Annotated in this window: 15 protein-coding genes and 1 pseudogene; 6 read left to right on the top strand and 10 right to left on the bottom strand. The window is 72.9% G+C overall.

The genetic code is table 11. The features are described from left to right. Window positions 1-61: 61 nt before the first annotated feature. The 6 genes and pseudogenes from ACIQOE_RS18105 to ACIQOE_RS18080 all read right to left on the bottom strand — a co-directional run bounded on the left by ACIQOE_RS18105 (window position 62) and on the right by ACIQOE_RS18080 (window position 9866). Window positions 62-709, bottom strand: a complete 648-nt coding sequence (locus ACIQOE_RS18105; protein WP_401412549.1) for an aKG-HExxH-type peptide beta-hydroxylase — start codon at window positions 707-709, stop codon at window positions 62-64. An 876-nt stretch (window positions 710-1585) separates the two neighbouring features. Further along, window positions 1586-2746, bottom strand: a pseudogene (locus ACIQOE_RS18100) (FxsB family cyclophane-forming radical SAM/SPASM peptide maturase); the annotation flags it as partial. Between the two features lie 184 nt (window positions 2747-2930). After that, a complete protein-coding gene (gene fxsA, locus ACIQOE_RS18095) occupies window positions 2931-3143 on the bottom strand; it encodes an FxSxx-COOH cyclophane-containing RiPP peptide (RefSeq protein WP_399012159.1) in 213 nt (70 codons plus the stop codon). 29 nt (window positions 3144-3172) lie between these two features. Then, complete coding sequence (locus tag ACIQOE_RS18090) at window positions 3173-6580, bottom strand: SAV_2336 N-terminal domain-related protein (protein WP_401412303.1); 3408 nt, start codon at window positions 6578-6580, stop codon at window positions 3173-3175. 7 nt (window positions 6581-6587) lie between these two features. Further along, the gene (locus ACIQOE_RS18085) at window positions 6588-7610 is read right to left on the bottom strand and encodes an AAA family ATPase (protein WP_399012164.1); all 1023 of its coding nucleotides are present in this window, start codon (window positions 7608-7610) and stop codon (window positions 6588-6590) included. Window positions 7611-7721: 111 nt separating this feature from the next. After that, window positions 7722-9866, bottom strand: a complete 2145-nt coding sequence (locus tag ACIQOE_RS18080) for a trypsin-like peptidase domain-containing protein (RefSeq protein WP_401412301.1) — start codon at window positions 9864-9866, stop codon at window positions 7722-7724. Window positions 9867-10128: 262 nt separating this feature from the next. Here ACIQOE_RS18080 and ACIQOE_RS18075 point away from each other — a divergent pair, with 262 nt between their 5' ends. Next, window positions 10129-10308 (top strand): DUF6104 family protein, encoded by a 180-nt coding sequence (locus ACIQOE_RS18075; protein ID WP_351321803.1) that lies wholly within the window; start codon window positions 10129-10131, stop codon window positions 10306-10308. Window positions 10309-10345: 37 nt separating this feature from the next. On the opposite strand, the gene ACIQOE_RS18070 is transcribed toward ACIQOE_RS18075, so the two are convergent. Next, window positions 10346-10588, bottom strand: coding sequence for a hypothetical protein (locus tag ACIQOE_RS18070; protein WP_401412299.1), 243 nt, complete (start codon window positions 10586-10588; stop codon window positions 10346-10348). 244 nt (window positions 10589-10832) lie between these two features. Here ACIQOE_RS18070 and ACIQOE_RS18065 point away from each other — a divergent pair, with 244 nt between their 5' ends. Together ACIQOE_RS18065 and ACIQOE_RS18060 are read left to right on the top strand one after the other, a co-directional pair. Further along, window positions 10833-11684 (top strand): DUF4097 family beta strand repeat-containing protein, encoded by an 852-nt coding sequence (locus ACIQOE_RS18065; RefSeq protein ID WP_401412297.1) that lies wholly within the window; start codon window positions 10833-10835, stop codon window positions 11682-11684. A 1-nt stretch (window position 11685) separates the two neighbouring features. Further along, the gene (locus tag ACIQOE_RS18060) at window positions 11686-12759 is read left to right on the top strand and encodes a helix-turn-helix transcriptional regulator (protein WP_351321797.1); all 1074 of its coding nucleotides are present in this window, start codon (window positions 11686-11688) and stop codon (window positions 12757-12759) included. 91 nt (window positions 12760-12850) lie between these two features. On the opposite strand, the gene ACIQOE_RS18055 is transcribed toward ACIQOE_RS18060, so the two are convergent. Both ACIQOE_RS18055 and ACIQOE_RS18050 read right to left on the bottom strand, forming a co-directional pair. Continuing rightward, window positions 12851-13816 carry a zinc-binding dehydrogenase gene (locus ACIQOE_RS18055; protein ID WP_401412294.1) on the bottom strand — a complete coding sequence of 322 codons (966 nt, stop codon included), beginning with the start codon at window positions 13814-13816 and terminating at the stop codon, window positions 12851-12853. Window positions 13817-14076: 260 nt separating this feature from the next. Beyond that, a complete protein-coding gene (locus ACIQOE_RS18050; protein WP_351321793.1) occupies window positions 14077-15309 on the bottom strand; it encodes an NADP-dependent malic enzyme in 1233 nt (410 codons plus the stop codon). 584 nt (window positions 15310-15893) lie between these two features. Between ACIQOE_RS18050 and ACIQOE_RS18045 the strand changes: the two genes are divergently transcribed. The 3 genes from ACIQOE_RS18045 to ACIQOE_RS18035 are packed head-to-tail and all read left to right on the top strand — an operon-like array spanning window position 15894 to window position 18608. Continuing rightward, a complete protein-coding gene (locus ACIQOE_RS18045) occupies window positions 15894-16850 on the top strand; it encodes an ABC transporter substrate-binding protein (protein ID WP_401412292.1) in 957 nt (318 codons plus the stop codon). Window positions 16851-16881: 31 nt separating this feature from the next. Next, entirely contained in the window at window positions 16882-17811 is a 930-nt protein-coding gene (locus ACIQOE_RS18040) for an amino acid ABC transporter permease (RefSeq protein WP_362643819.1), read from the top strand. Beyond that, the gene (locus tag ACIQOE_RS18035; protein WP_351321787.1) at window positions 17808-18608 is read left to right on the top strand and encodes an amino acid ABC transporter ATP-binding protein; all 801 of its coding nucleotides are present in this window, start codon (window positions 17808-17810) and stop codon (window positions 18606-18608) included. Before ACIQOE_RS18040 ends, ACIQOE_RS18035 begins: the two co-directional genes overlap by 4 nt. Before the next feature lie 62 nt (window positions 18609-18670). Here ACIQOE_RS18035 and ACIQOE_RS18030 read toward each other — a convergent pair whose 3' ends face one another. After that, on the bottom strand, window positions 18671-19441 hold the full coding sequence (locus ACIQOE_RS18030) for a class I SAM-dependent methyltransferase (RefSeq protein ID WP_401412289.1): 771 nt from the start codon (window positions 19439-19441) through the stop codon (window positions 18671-18673). Window positions 19442-19450: the final 9 nt, after the last annotated feature.

The following is a 19450-nucleotide window of genomic DNA, read 5'->3' as shown; positions in this document are numbered from 1 at the left end:
CGTAGGGCCTCCACGCGGTTCTCCGATAGGCCGCCGACGCGGACGGTCGACGGGCCCGTCCTCAGTCCCGCGGGTGCCCGGGCACCGGACCGTGCCGCCGCGTCCACAGGTCGCGCGCCGCCGCCACGGACGCTTCCGCCCGCACGGTGTGTCCGCGGGGCGCCGGGAACTCGTCCATCCGCTCGTGGGTGGCGACGAGCTGGTCCACGAACCGGCGTCCCGCCTCGGTGAGATCGGGGGATCCGACCAGCGCCGGCAGTGCGGCCGCCACCTGCGCGCGGTAGCGCGCGTGCTGCGACCAGGCGGTCTCGCGGTGGCCCGGGCGCTCGGCCCGGAGCGCGCAGCGCTGGAAGAAGTCTGCCAGCGCCAGATGCGAGTACACGCCCTGCAACAGGCCGTCGTACGGCCGTGGATCCGGGCGCCAGGGTGCGAAATGGCGTTCCCGCGGCCCGGCGTGGTGCAGCTGCAGCAGGTCGCTGAGCGCGGAGAGCTTGGTGTGCTGGAGTTCGTGCACGATGGTCGCGGCGAACGTCGCCGGAGTCGGCGGGGTACTGCTGAGCAGCGCGCCGAACGCCTCCCGGCGGGTGCCGCTGCACGTTCCGATGCTCTCGGCGTCCGGCCTGGACCGCGGCGGTTCGGTGAGAGGTACCAGGCAGCGCAGCAGGGTGACGGCTTCGGCCGTCCGGTGGCCGCCGCCCAGGCGCAGCATGTCGGCGGTTCCCGACCAGGCCTCCCACCAGCTCTTCCGGCCCGCCTCGTCGAGCGCCGTCGGGTAGCTCAGTTCGTGGTGGCGCGGGTCACCGTGCAGGGCGCGGTAGGGGTCGAGGTCGTCCAGTGGCATGGGCGGCCCGTCGGGCAGCAGGCCGGGCAGCGCATACGCGGGTGTCCAGCCCGGCGCCACGGACCAGGCGCCGATGCCGTCCTCGACCTGGACCGCGACCTCCGCGGCGCCTTTCTGACGCAGGGTCATCCGACCGTCCGCGCACGCCACGTCGACCGGGTCCGCTCCCGCTCCGGCCGTGCGCAGCGCCCCCAGCGACGGCAGCACCAGCACTCCGTCGCGGGGCGTCAGCCGTACGGCGAAGGAGACCCCGGCACGGGCGGCGGCCGCGGCGGCCAGGGCGCCGAAGTGGGCGAGCTCGCGGCCGAGTCCTCGGACGCGCCGCTCGTTGACCGGCCCGGCCTCCGGTCCCAGAGCACGCAGGCACTCGCGGATCCAGGGGCCTACCAGGGGATGGAGGAGACGGGCGCGGGCGGGGGTCGTCGCGTAGGCCGGCGACGGGTTCACCCGGTCTCCGGCCGGGAGCGCACGGTCGGCCTCCTCCAGCAGCTGCCAGTCCTCCCGCATCCGCTCCCGGGCGCCGGCCGGGAGCACCGACGCGTCCGCTCCCTCGACCGTGTCGAGCAGCGCGCGCAGCAGGAGCAGGCGGCGGGTGTCCTGGTCGCGCACCAGCAACGCCAGGGTCTCGGCATCGCCTTCGGTGCGGCCGAGCGCGGCCAGGGAGCGGTCCGGAAGTTCGGGGAACAGCACGGGCAGGGCCCTCTCCTCGGACGGCGACACCACCGGGACGGGTGCCGGGGGGACGGGGGCCGTCGCGGCGGCCCCGGCGAGCCGTTGGTGCACATGCCGGATGAAGCGCTGCAGGTCGGCGCAGTACACGGAGGGGTTCGTGAAGCCGTGCCCGGCCCGGTAGCGGTGGGCGTAGTGGCCGCCGCCGCAGACGTCGAGCAGAGGGCAGGCCCGGCACTGTGCGCAGAGCGTCGCCGCGCCCGCCTGCCGGGCCGCCACCCCGGGGTGCCGCAGCGCGTCGTCGAAACCGTGCCGGAACACGTCGAGGCCGGTGGCGGCGGCTCCCTCGTAGGCGGACTTCAAAGAGTCGACCTGTTCGATGGACCCGTCGGTCTCCACCACGACCGCGTCGAACGGGGCGAGCCCCAGCGACTCGGTGGCGGCCGGCAGACCCAGCAGCAGTGCGATGCATTCCTCGAACAGCCGTACCCGTACGTCCCGGCGGCCGGATCGCCACCAGCGGTCGAAGACCGCGCAGAGCCAGTCGCCGTAGCGTGTGGCCTCCAGGTGCGGCGGCGGCGCGGACCAGTTGCCGTGGGGCAGGAGCAGGTCGAGGGCGGGCGGGCGCAGGGCGAGCAGGGACTCGTACGTCTCCACCGGGTCGAGGGCTGGATCGACGACCATGAGGATCCCCGCGTAGGCGTCGGGGAAGGAGTCGGCGACGAGCCGCGCCCCGCGCGAGGCGGCCGGCCAGGAAGGGCGCCCAGCATGGTCGACGCGGCGGGCGTTGTGCGCGGCGAGCCCGCCATCCAGGCTGATGCCGACCTTGATGCCGTGCCGGGCCAGTGCCGTCATCCGTTCCACGGTGAGGAGGGTGGCGTTGGTCTGGACGGTGGCGTGGACCGCGCAACCGGACGGAACGCGCTCGCGTACGAGACCGGTGAAGCGGACCAGCGTGCCGACCCCGGCCAGCAGGGGTTCGCCGCCGTGCAGGACGAGCGAGAGGGCTGTCAGGGCGTGGTCGCGGGCGTGCTCGGCGATCCGGTCGGCCGTGCGGTCGAGAACCGTGGCCGGTGCCGCCGCCGGGCGTTCGCGCCAGGTGTGGTCGGGACCTTCGTACAGGTAGCAGTAGCGGCAGGCCAGATTGCAGCGGCCGTGCACCTTGACGATGAACTGCCGGAACGGGGAGGGCCCGTTGCCGCCCTCCCCGCCGCCGGTGACAGCCTCCGCGGACAACGCCGGTCACCCCCCGCCCGCCCGGCCGGACCCGTCGTCCGGCTGAGCACACGACACTCCCTTCCCAACGGGCCGCGGACCACAAACACCGGGCGTCGCCGACGTGCGTCTCCTGGTGGCCGGTCCGGCGGCCCCACGGGTGAGGCGACGTCGGCTCCCCGTGGTCCGGTCCGCCGGACCGGTTCTAGAACGCGTTGTTGAACCCCCACAGCATTTCGGTCGGCCGAACCGCGCGTTGCGTCAGCTCCGCGAGCACCTGGCGCAGCACCGGATGGTCCACCCTTTTCAGTTCCCCGAGGTCCAGGTCCAGCAGGTCCGGCAGCGGCTCCGTCGCCCCGGCCGGTTCGGCCGGGTCTGCCGGCTCGGCCTCCGGCAGGGACCGGTTCCGTGCATCCACCCCAGGCTCCTCTCACATCGTGCTGTCGCTCAGCCCCGCTCCAGATCGGCCAGTCGCTGTGCCGTCTGTCGCGCGGTGGGTTCATCGGTGCCCACCCAGCCGTCGGGCAGCCGAGACCACTCCGTGCGGGCTGACCGATAAGCGTCGCGGGCGGCCCGGGGGCGGGCGGCCGCCTCGTAGGACATACCCTGCCAGTGATGCGCCTGCGCCCTCAGTTCCAGGGCTTCCTGGCGCGCGCGGACCGATCCGGCGTCCGCCTCCGCGGTGCGCGCCGCCTCGGCGGCGAAGCGGAACGCGGTGACCGCCTCGTCGAGGCGGGAGGCGCGCTCCAGGATCCGGTGCGCCTCGAACCGGACACGGCCCAGTTCGAGCCAGTACCGTGCGGACAGCAGCGGGTCCTCGGCCTCGGCGGCCGCCAGCCCCAGCAGGTGTTCCGCCTCCCGGAGATCCACACGGTCGCCCTCGACCCGGAAACGGAGCATCAGGGCCCGGCCGAGCAGGAATCGGCGGGGCGCGAGTTCGATGCTGCCCGAGGGTGTCTCCGCACAGCACTCGCGCAGCACCTGGATCCCCCGGACCAGCGGCGGGAGGGAGAGCCGACCCGTCTCCGCGGCCGTCTGCCGGAGCAGGGCCTCGCCCCACTCCGCGAGGATGCCCGCATGCGCCGGCGCGTCCCTTGGCACTCCGCCGGCCGCCTGCGCGAAGCTTTCGGCCGCCGCCCGCAGTTCCCGCTGCTCCCCGGACCCGGCATGGCGTGCCGTCGCGATCCGTCCCGCCCTGATCCGCAGCTCCGCGCGTGTCTCCCGCCGGTGGGTGAGGGCCAGGCCTTCCTCGACGCGCTGTCCGGCCTCGTCCAGATCACCGCCCGAGATGAGCAGCGCGTCGACCAGGTCGAGCAGGGCCCGGACGCGGTCCTCGCCGGATCCGAGCCCCACGCCGGCCGTGCCGCCGTCCGTCTCGCTCTCCACCGCGGTGCGCAGCAGGCGGGCACCGCGGTCCGCGTAGGCGCGGGCCTGTTCGCGGTCGCTCGTCGCGCCGGACAGCCGCAGCAGCAGACGGCCGTGGGCCAGCGGTAGTTCGGGCGGCCGACGCCGACGGTCCGGCCAGGCGTCGTCGAAGCTCTCCAGGATGCCGACCGCGCTCTGCAGCAGCGCGCTGTCGCCGCCCAGTCTCCACTGCGCCTCCAGCGCGCCGACCCGCTCCAGCGTCAGCCGCAGCGCCTCCCCCTCGTCGAGCCCGGGTGCGCCGCAGGCGACGCGGTACTCCCGGTCGACGCGGCGCAGCAGGTCGAGCGCGCCCGCCCGGTCGCCGCGCCGCCCGTGGTCGGTGGCGGCGGCGCGCAGCACCCGGGCCAGGACGGCCCTCTCGCGCCGGGCGTGCGGGTCGAGCACGGCGCGCCGCGCCGCGGCTTCGGCCTCGCGGAGCAGGGCGGCGCCGCCCTGCACCTCCCACAGGCGCAGGGCGCAGTTGGCGTACTCGGCCCACAGTTCGGGGTCCGCCGCCGTCGGCGCCTCGTGCTCGGCCGCCCCGCGCAGCAGTCGTACGGCGTCGATGAGGTCCTGCACCATGCCGTCGGCGTCGAACCGGGCCACCAGGTCGCGGGCCCGGCTCACGGCCCGGTGGACGGGGCGTTCGCCGCGGTGCGTGGCGGTGTCCCGGCCGTAGGAGCGGAACTGTTCGGGCAACGGCATGAAGCGTTCCAGGACCCGGGCGGCGACCTCGGCGAAGGGCTGCGGGACCAGAACCGCCTCGCCGTCGCCGGACCCCACCGGGCCTCCCCCGGTGTCCGGCGGCCTGTACGGCGAGCCGGTGCCCCGGCCGCCGCTCTCGCCGCCGAGTTGGACGAGGGCGAGGGCCGGGAAGTTGACGCCGCCCCTGCGGAAGCGCTGCTCGACGTACTCCGAGCAGTGTTTGAGGACGAGGGCTGCCTCGTCGCGGCCGAGCAGGGCGAGCAGGGCCCGCTGCACCTCGGGGGCCATCTCGTACCACTGGGCACCGTCCATGCCCTGGCGACCGGGGTCCACGCGGACGCTGGTCACCAGGCCGTTGAGCAGTACCTCAGCGAGGTCGGAGGGGCCGGAGTCCGGCAGCATGGCCCGCTGCACCAGTTGCATCACCGGCAGGCAGAGCGGGGCGGCGGCCAGGTAGACGGCGAGCCGCCCGGCGCGCGGCGAGGCGGTGGCGCGGAACCTGCCGATCAGCTCGGCCGGCGGCAGGGCGGGACCCTGACGGGACGGCGGTCCGGCCGGCTGGTCGGCGCGCACCCAGCCCACCGCGCCGCGGACCGGTCCGCCGATGCCGGACAGCAGTCTCGCCCACGACCCGAGGGCCACCGGCTCCGGCGGCAGCACCGGTACCGGTACCGTGCCCGGGCCGCCCGTGAGAATCCCGTCCGAGGTGCGCACCCGCAGCACGCCGGCCCCGCCGATCGTCTCGCCCCGGCTCAGCTCGCCGAACCTCACCTGCAGCCGGGTGCGCTTCCACATCCGCTGCGGCAGCGGCTGGAGCACGGCGACCGGGCCCTGCCGGGACAGGTGGTGCAGCAGCCGGTGGGCACAGCCGCTGCGCCACACCGGTCCCACACAGTCGCTGACCAGTACGGTGATCCGGCGGCCTGTCGGGTCGCTGAGCCGGTCGGTGTGGTGCAGCGGGGCCGCGTGTGGGTCCGCGCTGCGGCTGACCACGGCCGTGCCGTCGGGCCCGGTGTGCAGATGGCTGACCTGGATGTCGCCGAAGGCGCCCAGTTGGCCGAAGACCTGGACGAGTTCGTCGAACATCCGGTCCCAGACCCGCATGGAGGTGGAGGCCTCCATGACGAGCTGGAGCTGGGCGTCGCCTCGGGTCACCGCGCGGTACACGGGCAGGATGAGGCCGCCTGCCCGGGCGCTGCGCTCGGCGGTCGCCGTCTCGTCCAGTTCCGCGCGCAGCGGTGGCGCCGCGCTGCGGTAGGCCTGCAACGGCCTGAGCGCGCGCTGGAGTTCGAGTGGCGCGGGCAGGGCGGGCGCGGCGGGCACCCGGAGCGGCGTTCCGGCGATCCGTCCGCTGCCCCGGCCGTTTCCCGCGTCGTGCCGCTGCGGAACAGGGTGCAGCGACAGCCGGCGGTCGGCACCGGCGGGCACCGCCGGCCGGGCCGCGTCGCCTGCGTTCGGGGGCGCGACGGCCGCGTGCGGGCCCTGCTGGGCCGTCCCGGACCCTTCGGCCACCGCTCTCGGCGGACCGGGGCGCGCCGTGGCGCCCGGTCCCGGAGGACCGCCCGGCCCCGCCCCGGCCGCGGGGCGGGCCCACCGGGCCAGCCAGAGGGCGTCGCCCAGCCCCTCCGGCCCAGGGTCGAGCCCGGCCTCCCGCAGCCTGCGGACGAGTTCGGTCAGGGGCCCCTCGGAGCCGGGCGGGTCCGGGTCGGCCGGGGCGGGGCCGTGGCGGGAGGTCGCGTCCGGCATCAGCAGCTCACCTCGGGCGGTCGAGGCGCTGGATGAGCAGGTCGGCGAGGCGGTCGCGGCCGGGCGGGGCGGCCGAGTCGGTGAGGTAGATGGCGTTCAGCAGCTGGTCGGTGGCAAGGAGTTCGCTGCGGGAGCGCTCCAGGAAGCTGTTGATCAGGTCGTCGCCGGTCCTGGCCGCCTCCTCGCCGAGGTGGGCGCGGACGAAGGTGGCGAGGCGGGCGTGGTCCGGGCGGCCCAGCTCGAGGTGGATGCAGCGGCGCAGCAGCGGGGCCGGGAACTCCCGTTCGCCGTTGCTGGTCAGGACGACGAACGGGAAGGCACGGCAGCGCACCCGGCCGTCCCGGACCTCGGCCTTGGTGCCGTCCGCGGTGAGCACATCGGCCGCGCCGTCCGGCAGCCGGTCGACGATCCGCTGCAGCTCGGGTATCGCGAACTCGCCTTCCTCCAGCACGTTCAGGAGGTCGTTGGGCAGGTCGATGTCGCTCTTGTCGAGTTCGTCGATCAGCAGCACGCGCGGGGTGTCGGCGGGGAGCAGCGCGGTACCGAGCGGGCCGAGGCGGATGTAGCTGCCGACCGCCTCGGTGGCACCCGGACCGCCGCCGGCCGCACCGTACCCGCCCTGCGCCGCGATCTGGACGTCCTGCAGGCGGGCGATGGCGTCGTAGTGGTACAGGCCGTCCTGCAGGGTGGAGCGGCTGACGATGTTCCAGCGCAGCACCTCCCCCAGCCCCAGTTCGTACGCGACCGAGTGGGCGAGGGTGCTCTTGCCGGTGCCGGGACTGCCGGTGACCAGGAGCGGGCGGCGCAGGTAGAGCGCTGCGTTGATCATCTCCAGCTCCTCGGCGCCGGGCCGGTGGAGTTCGGCCAGATGCCGGTGCGCGCCGAGTCTGCGGTCCTGGGATCCGTCGCCGTCGTCCGGCGTGTCCCGGCCGGAGAAGTCCCGCCAGGGGGGCGGCGGAGGCAGGCGGTTCATCCCGTCGTGGGGTTCGCCCGCGCCACGGTAGATGAGCCACTCACTGGATTCGGTCATGTCCGGCCCTCGTCGTCACTCGTCCGTCCCGTCCCCAGGGCAGCCGTCGAACCTGCTTCACGTTATAGACCCTCGGCAGCCCGGGTAAGGGCCTCATCTCGGTGCGGGAGTTCACGGCGCCTCCAGCAAGTCGTCGGTACCTGGCAGGGGTTGGTCCGGATCGTCGTAGAGCAGAGCGACGCCTCTGGCCCAGGACGACTCCGTCGGTCCCCGGCCCATCCGCTCGCGCAGACCGTGCATCAGTGCGGGCAGTTCGGCGGCACCGTCCGCCTCGTCGACGGTCGTCCGTGCTCCGCGGTGGAACTCGCCGCACGGGATGTCGGACGGCCGTCTGCGGCGGCGCCACAGCACCACGCCGTATCCCGCCCGGATGATCCGGCTCAGTGCGGAGCCGTCCTCCTCGTCGTACCGGTCGTCCTCGCGGCACAGCACCGGGACGACGGCGGCCGGGAGGCTCCGCAGCACCGACAAGGGCGGCACCGGCCGGTGCCCGGAGTCCCCGGAGTCCAGGATCTCGGCGCGGGCCCCGCCCCGGCCGTGCGCGTCGTGCAGCCGGCGCCAGCGTTCGCGCCGTGCGAAGTCCTCGTCGTAGGGGAATCCGGCGCCGTGGCCGTCGTCCTCGCCGGGCAACTGGTCGCGGTCCGCGCAGCGGACCAGCACCGGCCGTTCGCCGCCCAGCGGATCGGCGCCGGGCCGCAGCCGCCACTCGTCCACCGGCAGGTCGAGCAGATGCTGCGGCAGTGCGGCGTACAGGGCGACGGGCCGGCCGGGCTCGTCGCAGCGTCGGAACGCCTCGGCGAGCGGCCCGGCGAGACGGGCGGCCAGGTCGGCGAGTCCGGCCCCTTGCCCCTCGTCGAGCCGGGTCACCTCGCCGTCCGGTCGCACCGTCGCGATCGACCAGTCGCAGTGTTCGGGGTCCCAGGCCAGATGGTCGATCTGGAGCTGGACGGAGAGCCGGGTGGCGAACCGGCCCGGTTCTCCCGCCGGGCCGCCGGTCCGGTACCCGGCGCCCGGTTCGCCTCCGCGCAGCCGGTCGTCCAGGTGGCGGGCGCGTCTTCGGGCGAGTTCGCCGCGCGGGCCGCTGCCCAGCGGAGCAGCGGCCCGCATGATCCACTCCCACAGGGCCTGTTCGGCGTCGAGCGTGTGGGGCGTCGCGCGGCGCTCGGCGGTCATCACCCGCATCGCGTACTCGACGACCAGCGGGAGCGTGCCGCCGTGCCGCACGTTCTCGTAGAGCGCGCCGAGGCCGTCGCGCCAGCCGCGCGGGGCGGGCGACAGCGCGGGCAGCCGGAAGTCCGGCAGCGACTGGAGGATGTCGAGCAGACCACGGGTGCTGTCCGGTGGTGACAGGTCGGCGAGCCGGCCGAGCAGGTCGACCCGCTCGTGCGGGCTCAGCACCCGGCCGGGCCGGGCGCCCAGTTCGGCCTGTACGTCGGTCCACGTGGGCCGCTCGGAGGCACCGGGCAGCTGGCGGTCGCGGTGGTAGCGGTCGTGGGCGTGGCAGACGGTCTGGTAGAGGTCGTCCGGGTCGGGGCCGGAGCGGTTCGGGTCGTCCCGGTGCGGATCGTACGGCGGGGCGCCGGCCGCCACGGGAAGGGTGCGCAGCCGCTCGATGCCGATCGCGGTGCCGTCAGCCCCCTGCTCCGCGCCCGTCCTCAGTACGCCGACGACCTCGCCGCGCACCGGGTCGATCACGGGCGCGCCGGAGACGCCGCGCGGGAGCTCGTCGCCGCCGAGCCGCAGTCGGGCGCCGGCCGACCAGCCTCCGACGGTGCCGTGCACCGGCAGGAATCCGTCGATCGGCCGCGGCTGTCCTCCGACGGTGCCCCATCCGGCGTAGTACACCCGCCCCTCGGCGTAGTGCGGCACCGGTCGTTCGGAGACGTAGAGACACTGGTGCTCCACCGGCTCCCGCAGCCGGACGAGCGCCAGGTCCGGGTCGGGCCAGTCGTCGGGCCCGGCGTGGGCGGCACGTTCCGGAAGGGTCGCCGCCACCCGGCCGGGTACGGCGTACGGCCCTCCGAGGCGACCGGCCGGGCAGACCACGGTGACCTCGCCCCCCTCCCCGCCGCGGATGACATGGGCACAGGTCAGCACCCAGTTCGGCGCGATGAAGAAGCCGCTGCCGAGGAACTCCTGCCGGGCATACCCGGCACCTGCGCGGTGGATGCGTACGGTGGCCGCCCTCGCGAGGTCGCGCAGGGCGTGCGTCGCAGCCCGCCCGCCGGCCCTGCTCCCGTCACCCGGGCCCGTCACTCCGGGCCCCCGCTGCCCGCCCTCCGGCCTCCGCCGGGCCCCGAGAGCCACGTGGTGTCCTGTGCCATACGTGCCCCGCCCCCTTCGCCGCCCCTCACGAACGGGAAGACGTCGTCGTCCCCGTCCGCCCCAGCCACGGGAAAGGAGTCCTTCCCCCGCCGGCCGAGCCCTACCCGTCGCCGACGGCACCCTTTGCCGTCCGCCTAGGCTGGTAGACGCCCATCACCGGGCACACACCCATGCAGGCAGCAGGAGAGCACCCATGTACTTCACCGACCGAGGCATCGAGGAACTGGAGAAGCGGCGCGGCGAGCAGGAGGTCACCTTCGAGTGGCTCGCGGAGCAGCTCCGCACGTTCGTCGACCTGAACCCCGACTTCGAGGTCCCGGTGGAGCGCCTGGCCACGTGGCTGGCGCGGCTGGACGACGAGGACGAGGAGTAGGACACCGGGGGCGGCCCTCCCCGCCCCCGCACCGCGGTCAGTCCCGCGGGAAGACCGTCTCGTACGACAGCTCCAGCACCCCGTGCACCATCAGCACCGCCCCGGCGGCGGTCCAGCCCAGGCTGCGCCGCCGTGCTCCCCAGGCGGCGGCCGGCAGCCCCACCGCCATCTCGGCCAGCGCCAGCCGACGGGCCCTCGGCATGCCGTCCTCGCCCGTCCGGGTCCGCGCGCCCGCCTCTGGAGGCCATGAGCGGGCGCCCCGGTGTTCCTCGGTCGCCATGGAGACACGGTAAGCACTCCGGCCCCTCGGCGCCCGACATGCGGCTCATGGCGCCCGATACGGGCTTTCGCGCGGCCCCGCCCGCCCTCCCCGCGGTCAACCGCACGCCCGGCCGGTGACACGAAAGGGTGTCTTGACTTCCGGCGGCCACGATATATCGTGTTTACGGAAGACGCGATATGGCGCGAACCGTGCCGGCGTGTTCGTATCCAGCCGCCATGCCCGACCGAGGGAGGCCCGCACCATGTCCGAGTGGTCCGTCGCTGAGCCCAGGAAGCTCAACTTCGACACGCCCGTGCACGACCTGCACGTGCGCATCGTCAACGGAACAGTCAACGTCGTGGGCACCGACGAGGGTTCCGCCCGCCTGGAGGTCTCCGAGATCGAAGGCCCGCCCCTGATCGTCACGCACCAGGACGGCACCCTCACGGTGGCCTACGACGACCTGCCCTGGAAGGGCTTCCTGAAGTGGCTCGACCGCAAGGGCTGGCGGCGCAGCGCGGTCGTCTCGCTGACCGTGCCGGCCGGCACCCGGGTGGAGGTGGGCGTGGTCGGCGCCGCCGCCGTCGTCTCCGGGATCAACGGCCCGTCGGTGGTCAAGGGCGTCACCGGCGACACCACCCTGGTCGGACTCGCGGGCGAGGTCCGCGCCGACACCGTCTCCGGGAACCTGGAGGCCCAGGCCGTCACCGGCGACCTGCGGTTCAACTCCGTCTCCGGGGACCTGACCGTCGTCGAGGGCTCGGGCTCGGCCGTGCGCGCCGACTCGGTCAGCGGCTCCATGATCGTCGACCTGGATCCGGACGGCCCGACGGACGTCCGGCTGACCAGCGTCTCGGGCGAGATCGCCATCCGGCTGCCGCACCCGGCCGACGCCGAGGTCGAGGCCAACACCGCGAGCGGCACGATCTCCAACGCGTTCGACGGACTGCGGGTGCACGGCCAGTGGGGCGCCCACAAGATCACCGGCCGCCTCGGCGCGGGCAACGGCAAGCTCCGCGCCACCACGGTCTCCGGCTCCATCGCCCTGCTGCGCCGCCCGCCCAAGGAGGACGACGAGACGGCCGGCGGCGCAACCGACAAGAAGGTGCTCTGACATGCCTCCCGTCTTCGCTCACGGCCGTCTCCGTCTCTACCTGCTCAAGCTGCTGGACGAGGCCCCGCGCCACGGCTACGAGGTGATCCGCCTCCTCGAAGAGCGCTTCCAGGGCCTGTACGCACCCTCGGCCGGCACCGTCTACCCCCGCCTGTCCAAGCTGGAGGCCGAGGGCCTGGTCACCCACACCACCGAGGGCGGCCGCAAGGTCTACGCCATCACCGACGCCGGCCGGGCCGAACTGGCCGACCGCAGCGGTGAGCTGGCCGACCTGGAGCTGGAGATCCGTGAATCCGTGGCCGAACTGGCCGCCGAGATAAGGGCCGACGTCCGCGGCGCGGCCGGTGATCTGCGCCGCGAGGTGCGCGCGGCGGCCTCGGAGGCCCGGCGCGGCGGCACGACCGGGAGCGGCGCCGGGGCCGGGGAGTTCGGCGATCTCGGCGACAAGGAGTCCTGGCGGGCCGCCAAGGAGGAGATGCGGCGCGTCAAGCAGGAGTGGAAGGAACAGGCCCGCCGCGCCAAGGACGAGAGCCGCCGGGCACGTGACGAGGCCCAGCGGGCCCGCCGCGCCGCCCAGGAGGCGCAGACCCGGGCCCGCGCCCAGGCCCAGGAGGAGATGCAGCGCATCGCCCACCGGGTGCAGGAACACGTCCAGGACCACTTCGCACGCGGTGACTGGCCGACCGGGGTCCGCGAGGGCCTGACCGAACTCGCCAAGGAGTTCGGCGAGTTCGGCAAGGACTACGGCAAGGGGTTCGGCAAGGACTTCGGCTTCGGCGGCCGCACCGAACCGCAGCCGGGAGCCGGCCCGGACCTCCGCAAGGAGGCACCGGCACCGGAGTACGCGCAGACCCCGGAGGACTTCCCGGCGCAGTACGTCCCCGAGTGGGCGCACGGCGAGGGCACCGGCGATCCGGCCCGCGATCTGGACCGGCTCCTGGACCGCTTCCGCGACGACATCCGGGACGCGGCCCGCGACCACGGCGTCACCGCGGAGCAGCTCGACGACACCCGTCGCCACCTGTCGACGGCGGCGGCCCGCATCGGAGCGCTGCTGCGCGGCCCCAAGCCCTGAGGAAGCCCTGAAGAAGGCCTGCGGAAGCCCTGAAGAAGGCCCGAGGAAGGCCCGAGGGGAGCCGGAGTGCCGGCTCCCCGTTCCTCCCGGCTCAGGAAGCGGTCAGGACGATCTTCCCGAACTGGTCGCCGGACTCCAGCCGCTGGAAGCCCTCCCGGGCCCGGTCCAGCGGGAGCAGCTCGTCGATGACGGGGCGCACTCCGGTGGCGGCGCAGAAGGCGAGCAGGTCCTCCAGCTCGTCCTTGGTCCCCATGGTCGAGCCCACGACCTTCAGTTCGAGGAAGAAGATCCGGGTCAGCTCGGCGTGCGAGGGCCTATCGCCGCTGGTGGCGCCGGAGATGACGATCGTGCCGCCGGGCCGCAGCGACTTCACCGAGTGGGACCAGGTCGCGGCGCCGACGGTCTCGATCACCGCGTCCACCCGCTGCGGCAGCCGGGCGCCCGGTTCCACCGCCTCGACGGCGCCGAGTTCCAGGGCCCGCTTGCGCTTGGCCTCGTCCCGGCTGGTGGCGAAGACCCGCAGACCCGCGGCCTTGCCGAGCACGATGGCCGCGGTGGCGACCCCGCCGCCCGCGCCCTGCACGAGGACCGAGTCACCGGGACGGACGCCCGCGTTGGTGAACAGCATCCGGTACGCCGTCAGCCAGGCGGTGGGCAGACAGGCGGCCTCCGCGAAGGACAGCTCCCGGGGCTTGGGCAGGATGTTCCAGGTGGGGACGGCGACCCGTTCGGCGAAGGTGCCCTGGTAGCGCTCGGTGAGGATGGAGCGGGGTTCGTGCGGCCCGACCCCGTGGCCGCTCTGCCCGATCACGGAGTGCAGGACGACCTCGTTGCCGTCCGCGTCGACACCCGCGGCGTCACAGCCGAGGATCATCGGCAGCCGGTCCTCCGGGAGGCCGACGCCGCGCAGGGACCAGAGGTCGTGATGGTTGAGGGAGGCTGCCCGGACGTCGACGGTGCTCCAGCCGGGCCGGGCCACGGGGGCGGGACGTTCCCCCAACTCAAGGCCCAAGAGCGGCTGGTCGCGGTCGATTCGGGCGGCGTAGACGGCGAACATGGGACCGACGATAGGTTCCCGGGGCCGAGGGCGAAACCGGGGGCCGCTGTGACACATCCCCTCTTGCGCACCGCGCCCCGCAGGGACGTGGGGAACTGCGCGCTCCCCCGTCCGCCGGCGGCCGCCGGCGGCTCGCCGTCCCGGTGCGGGGAGCCCGCGGGCGGCAGCGCCCGGGGCACCACGGCGACCTCGCGGTCACCCGCACGGGTGGCGGGTGGACAGGGAAATGGCCCCGCCCCGGAAGGGCGAGGCCATTCGGGTCATCGCCGGGCGACTCCTTCGGCCCGTGCCGCCGCGGCCACCGCCGCGGTCACCGCCGGGGCGACCCGCTCGTCGAACGGCGACGGGATGACGTAGTCGGCGGCGAGATCGTCACCGACGACCGAGGCCAGCGCCTCCGCCGCGGCGATCTTCATCCCCTCGGTGATCCGGGAGGCCCGCACCTGGAGCGCGCCCGCGAAGATCCCGGGGAACGCCAGCACGTTGTTGATCTGGTTCGGGAAGTCCGACCGCCCGGTGGCGACGACCGCCGCGTACTTGTGGGCGACGTCGGGGTGCACCTCCGGGTTCGGGTTGGCCATGGCGAACACGAAGGCGCCCTCGGCCATGGAGGCGACGGCCTCCTCCGGGACCGTACCGCCGGAGACGCCGATGAAGACGTCGGCGCCGGCCAGCGCGTCCTCCAGGGTGCCCTTGAGCCCGGCCTTGTTGGTGAACCCGGCGACCTCGCGCTTGACGGCGGTCAGGTCGTCCCGGTCCACCGAGATGACGCCCTTGCGGTCGGCCAGAGCGACGTCCCCGATACCGGCCTCGACCAGCATCTTGGCGATGGCGACCCCGGCCGCGCCGGCTCCCGAGATCACCGCCCGCAGCTGGCCGATCTCCCGGCGGCTGAGCCGCGCCGCGTTGCGCAGCGCCGCCAGCGTCACGACGGCCGTGCCGTGCTGGTCGTCGTGGAAGACCGGGATGTCGAGCCGCTCCTGGAGCTTGCGCTCGACCTCGAAGCACCGCGGTGCCGAGATGTCCTCCAGGTTGACTCCGCCGAACGAGGGAGCGAGCCGGACGACGGTCTCCACGATCTCGTCGACGTCGGTGCAGGCGAGGGCGATCGGGACCGCGTCCACGCCGCCGAACTGCTTGAAGAGGATGGCCTTGCCCTCCATCACGGGGAGGGAGGCCTCGGGACCGATGTCCCCGAGTCCGAGCACGGCCGTGCCGTCGGTGACGACGGCCACGACGGACGACTTCCACGTGTAGTCGTTGACCAGCTCGGGCTGTTCCGCGATCGCGGTGCACACGCGCGCGACTCCGGGCGTGTACGCGAGGGAAAGGTCGTCCTTGTCACGGATCGGCACGGTGGCCTGCACGGCCATCTTGCCGCCGCGGTGGAGCGCGAACGCCGGATCGAAGGAATCGAGGGGCTCGGCCCCTGCGTCCTGGTCCGAACTGCCCGGCGTGTTGTCGCTGCGAGGATTGACGATCTCCGCTGCCACTTGTCTTACCCCTTAGGTATGCATGGTTGAGGGTCGGCCGCTCCCGGTGAGGGAGCGGACGGGCACCGCGCAGGGCCCGATGACTGATACGCACGAGTGGCACGTACGAGCACCTGCGCGACGGGCGCGCCGCACACGCGCCCTGGAGCCCCGGATGAGGGGTGTAAAGAACCTTCTTACCGGACGGATGCCACCCGCGACGAGTCGAATAGGCGCAAGGTCACATCACGGATGTCGTAGGTACCCGACAGATGAGCGGCGCGAGCGACCGGCAGGCGACCGTGGAGCGGGGTCCGGGATGAACCGGCGGTGAACCGAAGATCTTCCGGCCGAAGGGCCGGCTTCCCGCAGATGTGCGGGGCGGTGGGTCGGGGAAGGTCCTGCCCGACGCGTTCCGGGGGTCACCCGTTATCCGATTTTGACATCGTGACACACCTGTATGGAGCAATCCCAATGGCAGGATGCCGTAAACCCACGAGGTCGCGACACCCGATGGTGTGTGTTTCCGTCGACCCATCGGCATATCGACATATCAGGCACATCGGTATATCGGCTTGTTCAACCCACCGCCGGAGGAACCCACCATGACCGCTAGCTCCACCCGTCGTACCACTGTCGCGCGCTCCAGGACCGCAGCGGTCGGTGCGATCGCGGTCGCAGGCGCCCTGATCCTCACCGGCTGCGGTGACCAGACGGACAAGGGCAGCGACTCCGGTTCCTCCTCGTCCTCGGCCCCGCTGGCGAGCAAGCTGCCGGACAGCATCCGCAAGGCCGGTGTGATCAAGGTGGGTTCGGACATCGCCTACCCGCCGGTCGAGTACATGGAGGGCGGCAAGGCCGTCGGTGTCGACCCCGACATCGCCGACGCGCTGGGCAAGCAGCTGGGCGTGAAGTTCGACTTCCAGAACGGCAAGTTCGCCCAGCTGATCGTGGGTCTGCAGTCCAAGCGGTTCGACATGGTGATGTCGGCGATGAACGACACCAAGGACCGTCAGAACGGCATCGACTCCGACACCGGCAAGAAGGTCGGCAACGGCGTCGACTTCGTCGACTACTTCACCGCCGGCACCTCGATCCTCGTGCAGAAGGGCAACCCGAAGGGCATCAAGACCCTGGACGACCTGTGCGGCAAGGTCGTCGCCCTGCAGCAGGGCACCACCTCCGAGGGCATCGCCAAGGCGCAGAGCACGAAGTGTACGAAGGACGGCAAGAAGGCCATCACCCTGCAGACCTTCGACACCGACCCCGAGGCGCTGCTCCGGCTGAAGCAGGGCGCGTCCGTCGCCGACCTGAACGACTTCCCGGTCGCGGCCTACAACGCCAAGACCTCGGGCGGCGGCAAGGACTTCGAGGTCGTCGGCGACCAGATCGAGGCCGGCCCCTACGGCATCGCCGTCACCAAGGAGAACACCCAGCTGCGTGACGCCCTGCAGGCCGCCCTCGACGCCATCGTCAAGAACGGCGAGTACGCCAAGATCCTGGCGAAGTGGAACGTCACGCAGGGCGGGGTCACCGAGTCGAAGATCAACGGCGGCTCCTGAGCACCCCGGGCAAGACTGAAGGGCTGACCCTGTGACTGACACGGTCGACAAGACTCCGGCGCCGTCGGTGCCGCCGGAGCAGATCAAGGCCATCCCGGTGCGCCACTACGGCCGCTGGGTGGCCGGCGCCGCCGTCATCGCCGTCCTGGTGCTGATCGGCATCGCGTTCTCCAACGCGAACATCAACTACGGCATCATCCCGGACTATCTGACGGACGGGACCATCCTGTCCGGCGTCTGGCACACGCTGTACATCTCGGTGCTGGCGATGGTCCTGGGCCTGGTGCTCGGCATCATCCTCGCGGTGATGCGGATGTCCTCGAACCCGGTCACCAGCACCGTGGGCTGGCTGTACGTCTGGTTCTTCCGCGGCACTCCGGTGCTGGTGCAGCTGCTGCTCTGGTACAACCTGTCCCTCGTGTTCCCCATCCTCAACCTGGGGTTCTACAAGGACGAGATGAACCAGGTGATGACGCCGTTCCTCGCGGCGCTGCTGGGTCTCGGCCTGAACGAGGCCGCGTACATGTCGGAGATCGTCCGGGCCGGCATCCAGTCGGTCGACGAGGGCCAGACCGAGGCCTCGCACGCGCTGGGCATGACCGGCGGCCAGACGCTGCGCCGGGTGGTCCTGCCGCAGGCGATGCGGGTGATCGTGCCGCCGACCGGCAACGAGTTCATCAACATGCTCAAGACCTCGTCGCTGGCGTACGCGGTGCAGTTCAACGAACTGATCAAGCGCGCCCAGGACATCTCCAGCACCTCGCTGGCGGTCGTGGAGATGTACTTCGTCGCGTCGATCTGGTACCTGATCCTCACCAGCGTCTTCAGCGTCGGCCAGTACTACCTGGAGCGCCGTTACGCCCGCGGTTCGACGCGTAACCTGCCGCCGACGCCGTTCCAGCGGCTGCGCAAGAACCTCCGACTGTTCGGTTCGTTCCGCCGCCCGGAGGTGGCCCGATGACCGGTCTCGCCAAGGACATCACCCCGCCGAGCAGCGGCGCCCCGATGGTCAAGGCCGAGGGCGTGCACAAGTCCTTCGGTCTCGCGCACATCCTCAAGGGCATCGACCTGGAGGTGCTGCCGCGCGAGGTGTTCTGCCTGATCGGCCCGTCCGGCTCCGGCAAGTCCACGTTCCTCAGGTGCATCAACCACCTGGAGAAGATCAGCGCCGGCCGGCTGTACGTGGATGGCCAGCTGGTCGGCTACCGCCAGCAGGGCGACAAGCTCTACGAGCTGAAGGAGAAGGAGGTCGCGGCGCAGCGGCGGGACATCGGCATGGTGTTCCAGCGCTTCAACCTCTTCCCGCACATGACGGCGCTGGAGAACGTCATGGAGGCGCCGGTCCAGGTCAAGCGCGAGGCCAAGGCCGTGGCCCGGGAGCGCGCGGAGCGGCTGCTGGACCGGGTGGGTCTCGGCGACCGCAAGGGCCACTACCCGGCGCAGCTCTCCGGCGGCCAGCAGCAGCGCGTCGCGATCGCCCGCGCGCTCGCCATGCAGCCGAAGCTGATGCTCTTCGACGAGCCGACCTCCGCGCTCGACCCGGAGCTGGTCGGCGAGGTGCTGGACGTGATGCGGGACCTGGCCGAGGACGGCATGACGATGATCGTCGTCACCCACGAGATGGGGTTCGCCCGTGAGGTCGGCGACAGCCTGGTCTTCATGGACGACGGCGTGGTGGTCGAGTCCGGCCACCCGCGTGACGTGCTGACCGACCCGCAGCACGACCGCACGAAGTCGTTCCTGTCGAAGGTGCTGTAGCGCGCACGACGCGGAAGGGGCGGTACGAGGATGCTCGTACCGCCCCTTCCGCGTTCACGCGTTCACCGGACCGCGAGCAGCAGCGTGTCCGAGGGCGAGCACCACACCGGCCTGGCCTCCGCGAAGCCCTTCTCCCGCAGCACCCGCGCGTGCCAGGCGGGCGGCGGCACGTCGCCGTCGGCGTGCTCGCCGTAGATCTCGAACCGGCGGGCGGTCGGCCCGGCCAGTACCGGGTCCTGCGCGGCCAGTTGCCACCACTGGGCCCAGTCGAGCGCCCCCGCCGCCTTGGCCTGATCCATCCGCAGGTGACGCTGCGCCCGTTCCGCCGCGTTGATCCGGGGCGTGCTGTCGTCGATCATGTGGTCCGCGTTCATGAAGACACCGCCGTCGCGGACGAGTTCCGCGATCTGACCGTAGAGGGCCGCGAGGGGTTCGCTGTGCAGCCAGTGCAGGGCCGTGGCGGTCAGGACCGCGTCGTACGAGTCGTACGGCAGCTTCGTGCGCCAGCCCGGGTCCTTGAGGTCGGCGGTGACGAACGTGGCCCGCTCGTCGCCCGCGAAGGTGCCCTCGGCGATGGTGAGGAGGGCCGGGTCGAGGTCGACGCCGACGCTCACCGCCGCCGGGAAGCGGGCGAGCAGCCGGGCGGTGATGGTGCCGGTGCCGCACGCGAGGTCGAGGATCCGCGGGGCCGTGCCGACGAGCGCCTCGACCATGTCGAGCATGATCCGGAAGCGATCCTCCCGGTCCGGCATGTACCACTCCTGCTGCCGGTCCCAGCTCTCCTGCCAGGCCCGCCAGTCCGCCCCGGTCGTGGCCGTCTGCGCGTCCGTCATGGCAACCCT

The organism is Streptomyces sp. NPDC091282, assembly GCF_044757385.1.
In the GTDB taxonomy this organism is placed as follows: Bacteria; Actinomycetota; Actinomycetes; order Streptomycetales; family Streptomycetaceae; genus Streptomyces; species Streptomyces gramineus.
Note: the sequence above shows the minus strand (reverse complement) of the source record. Positions and strands in the feature narration are given on the sequence as shown.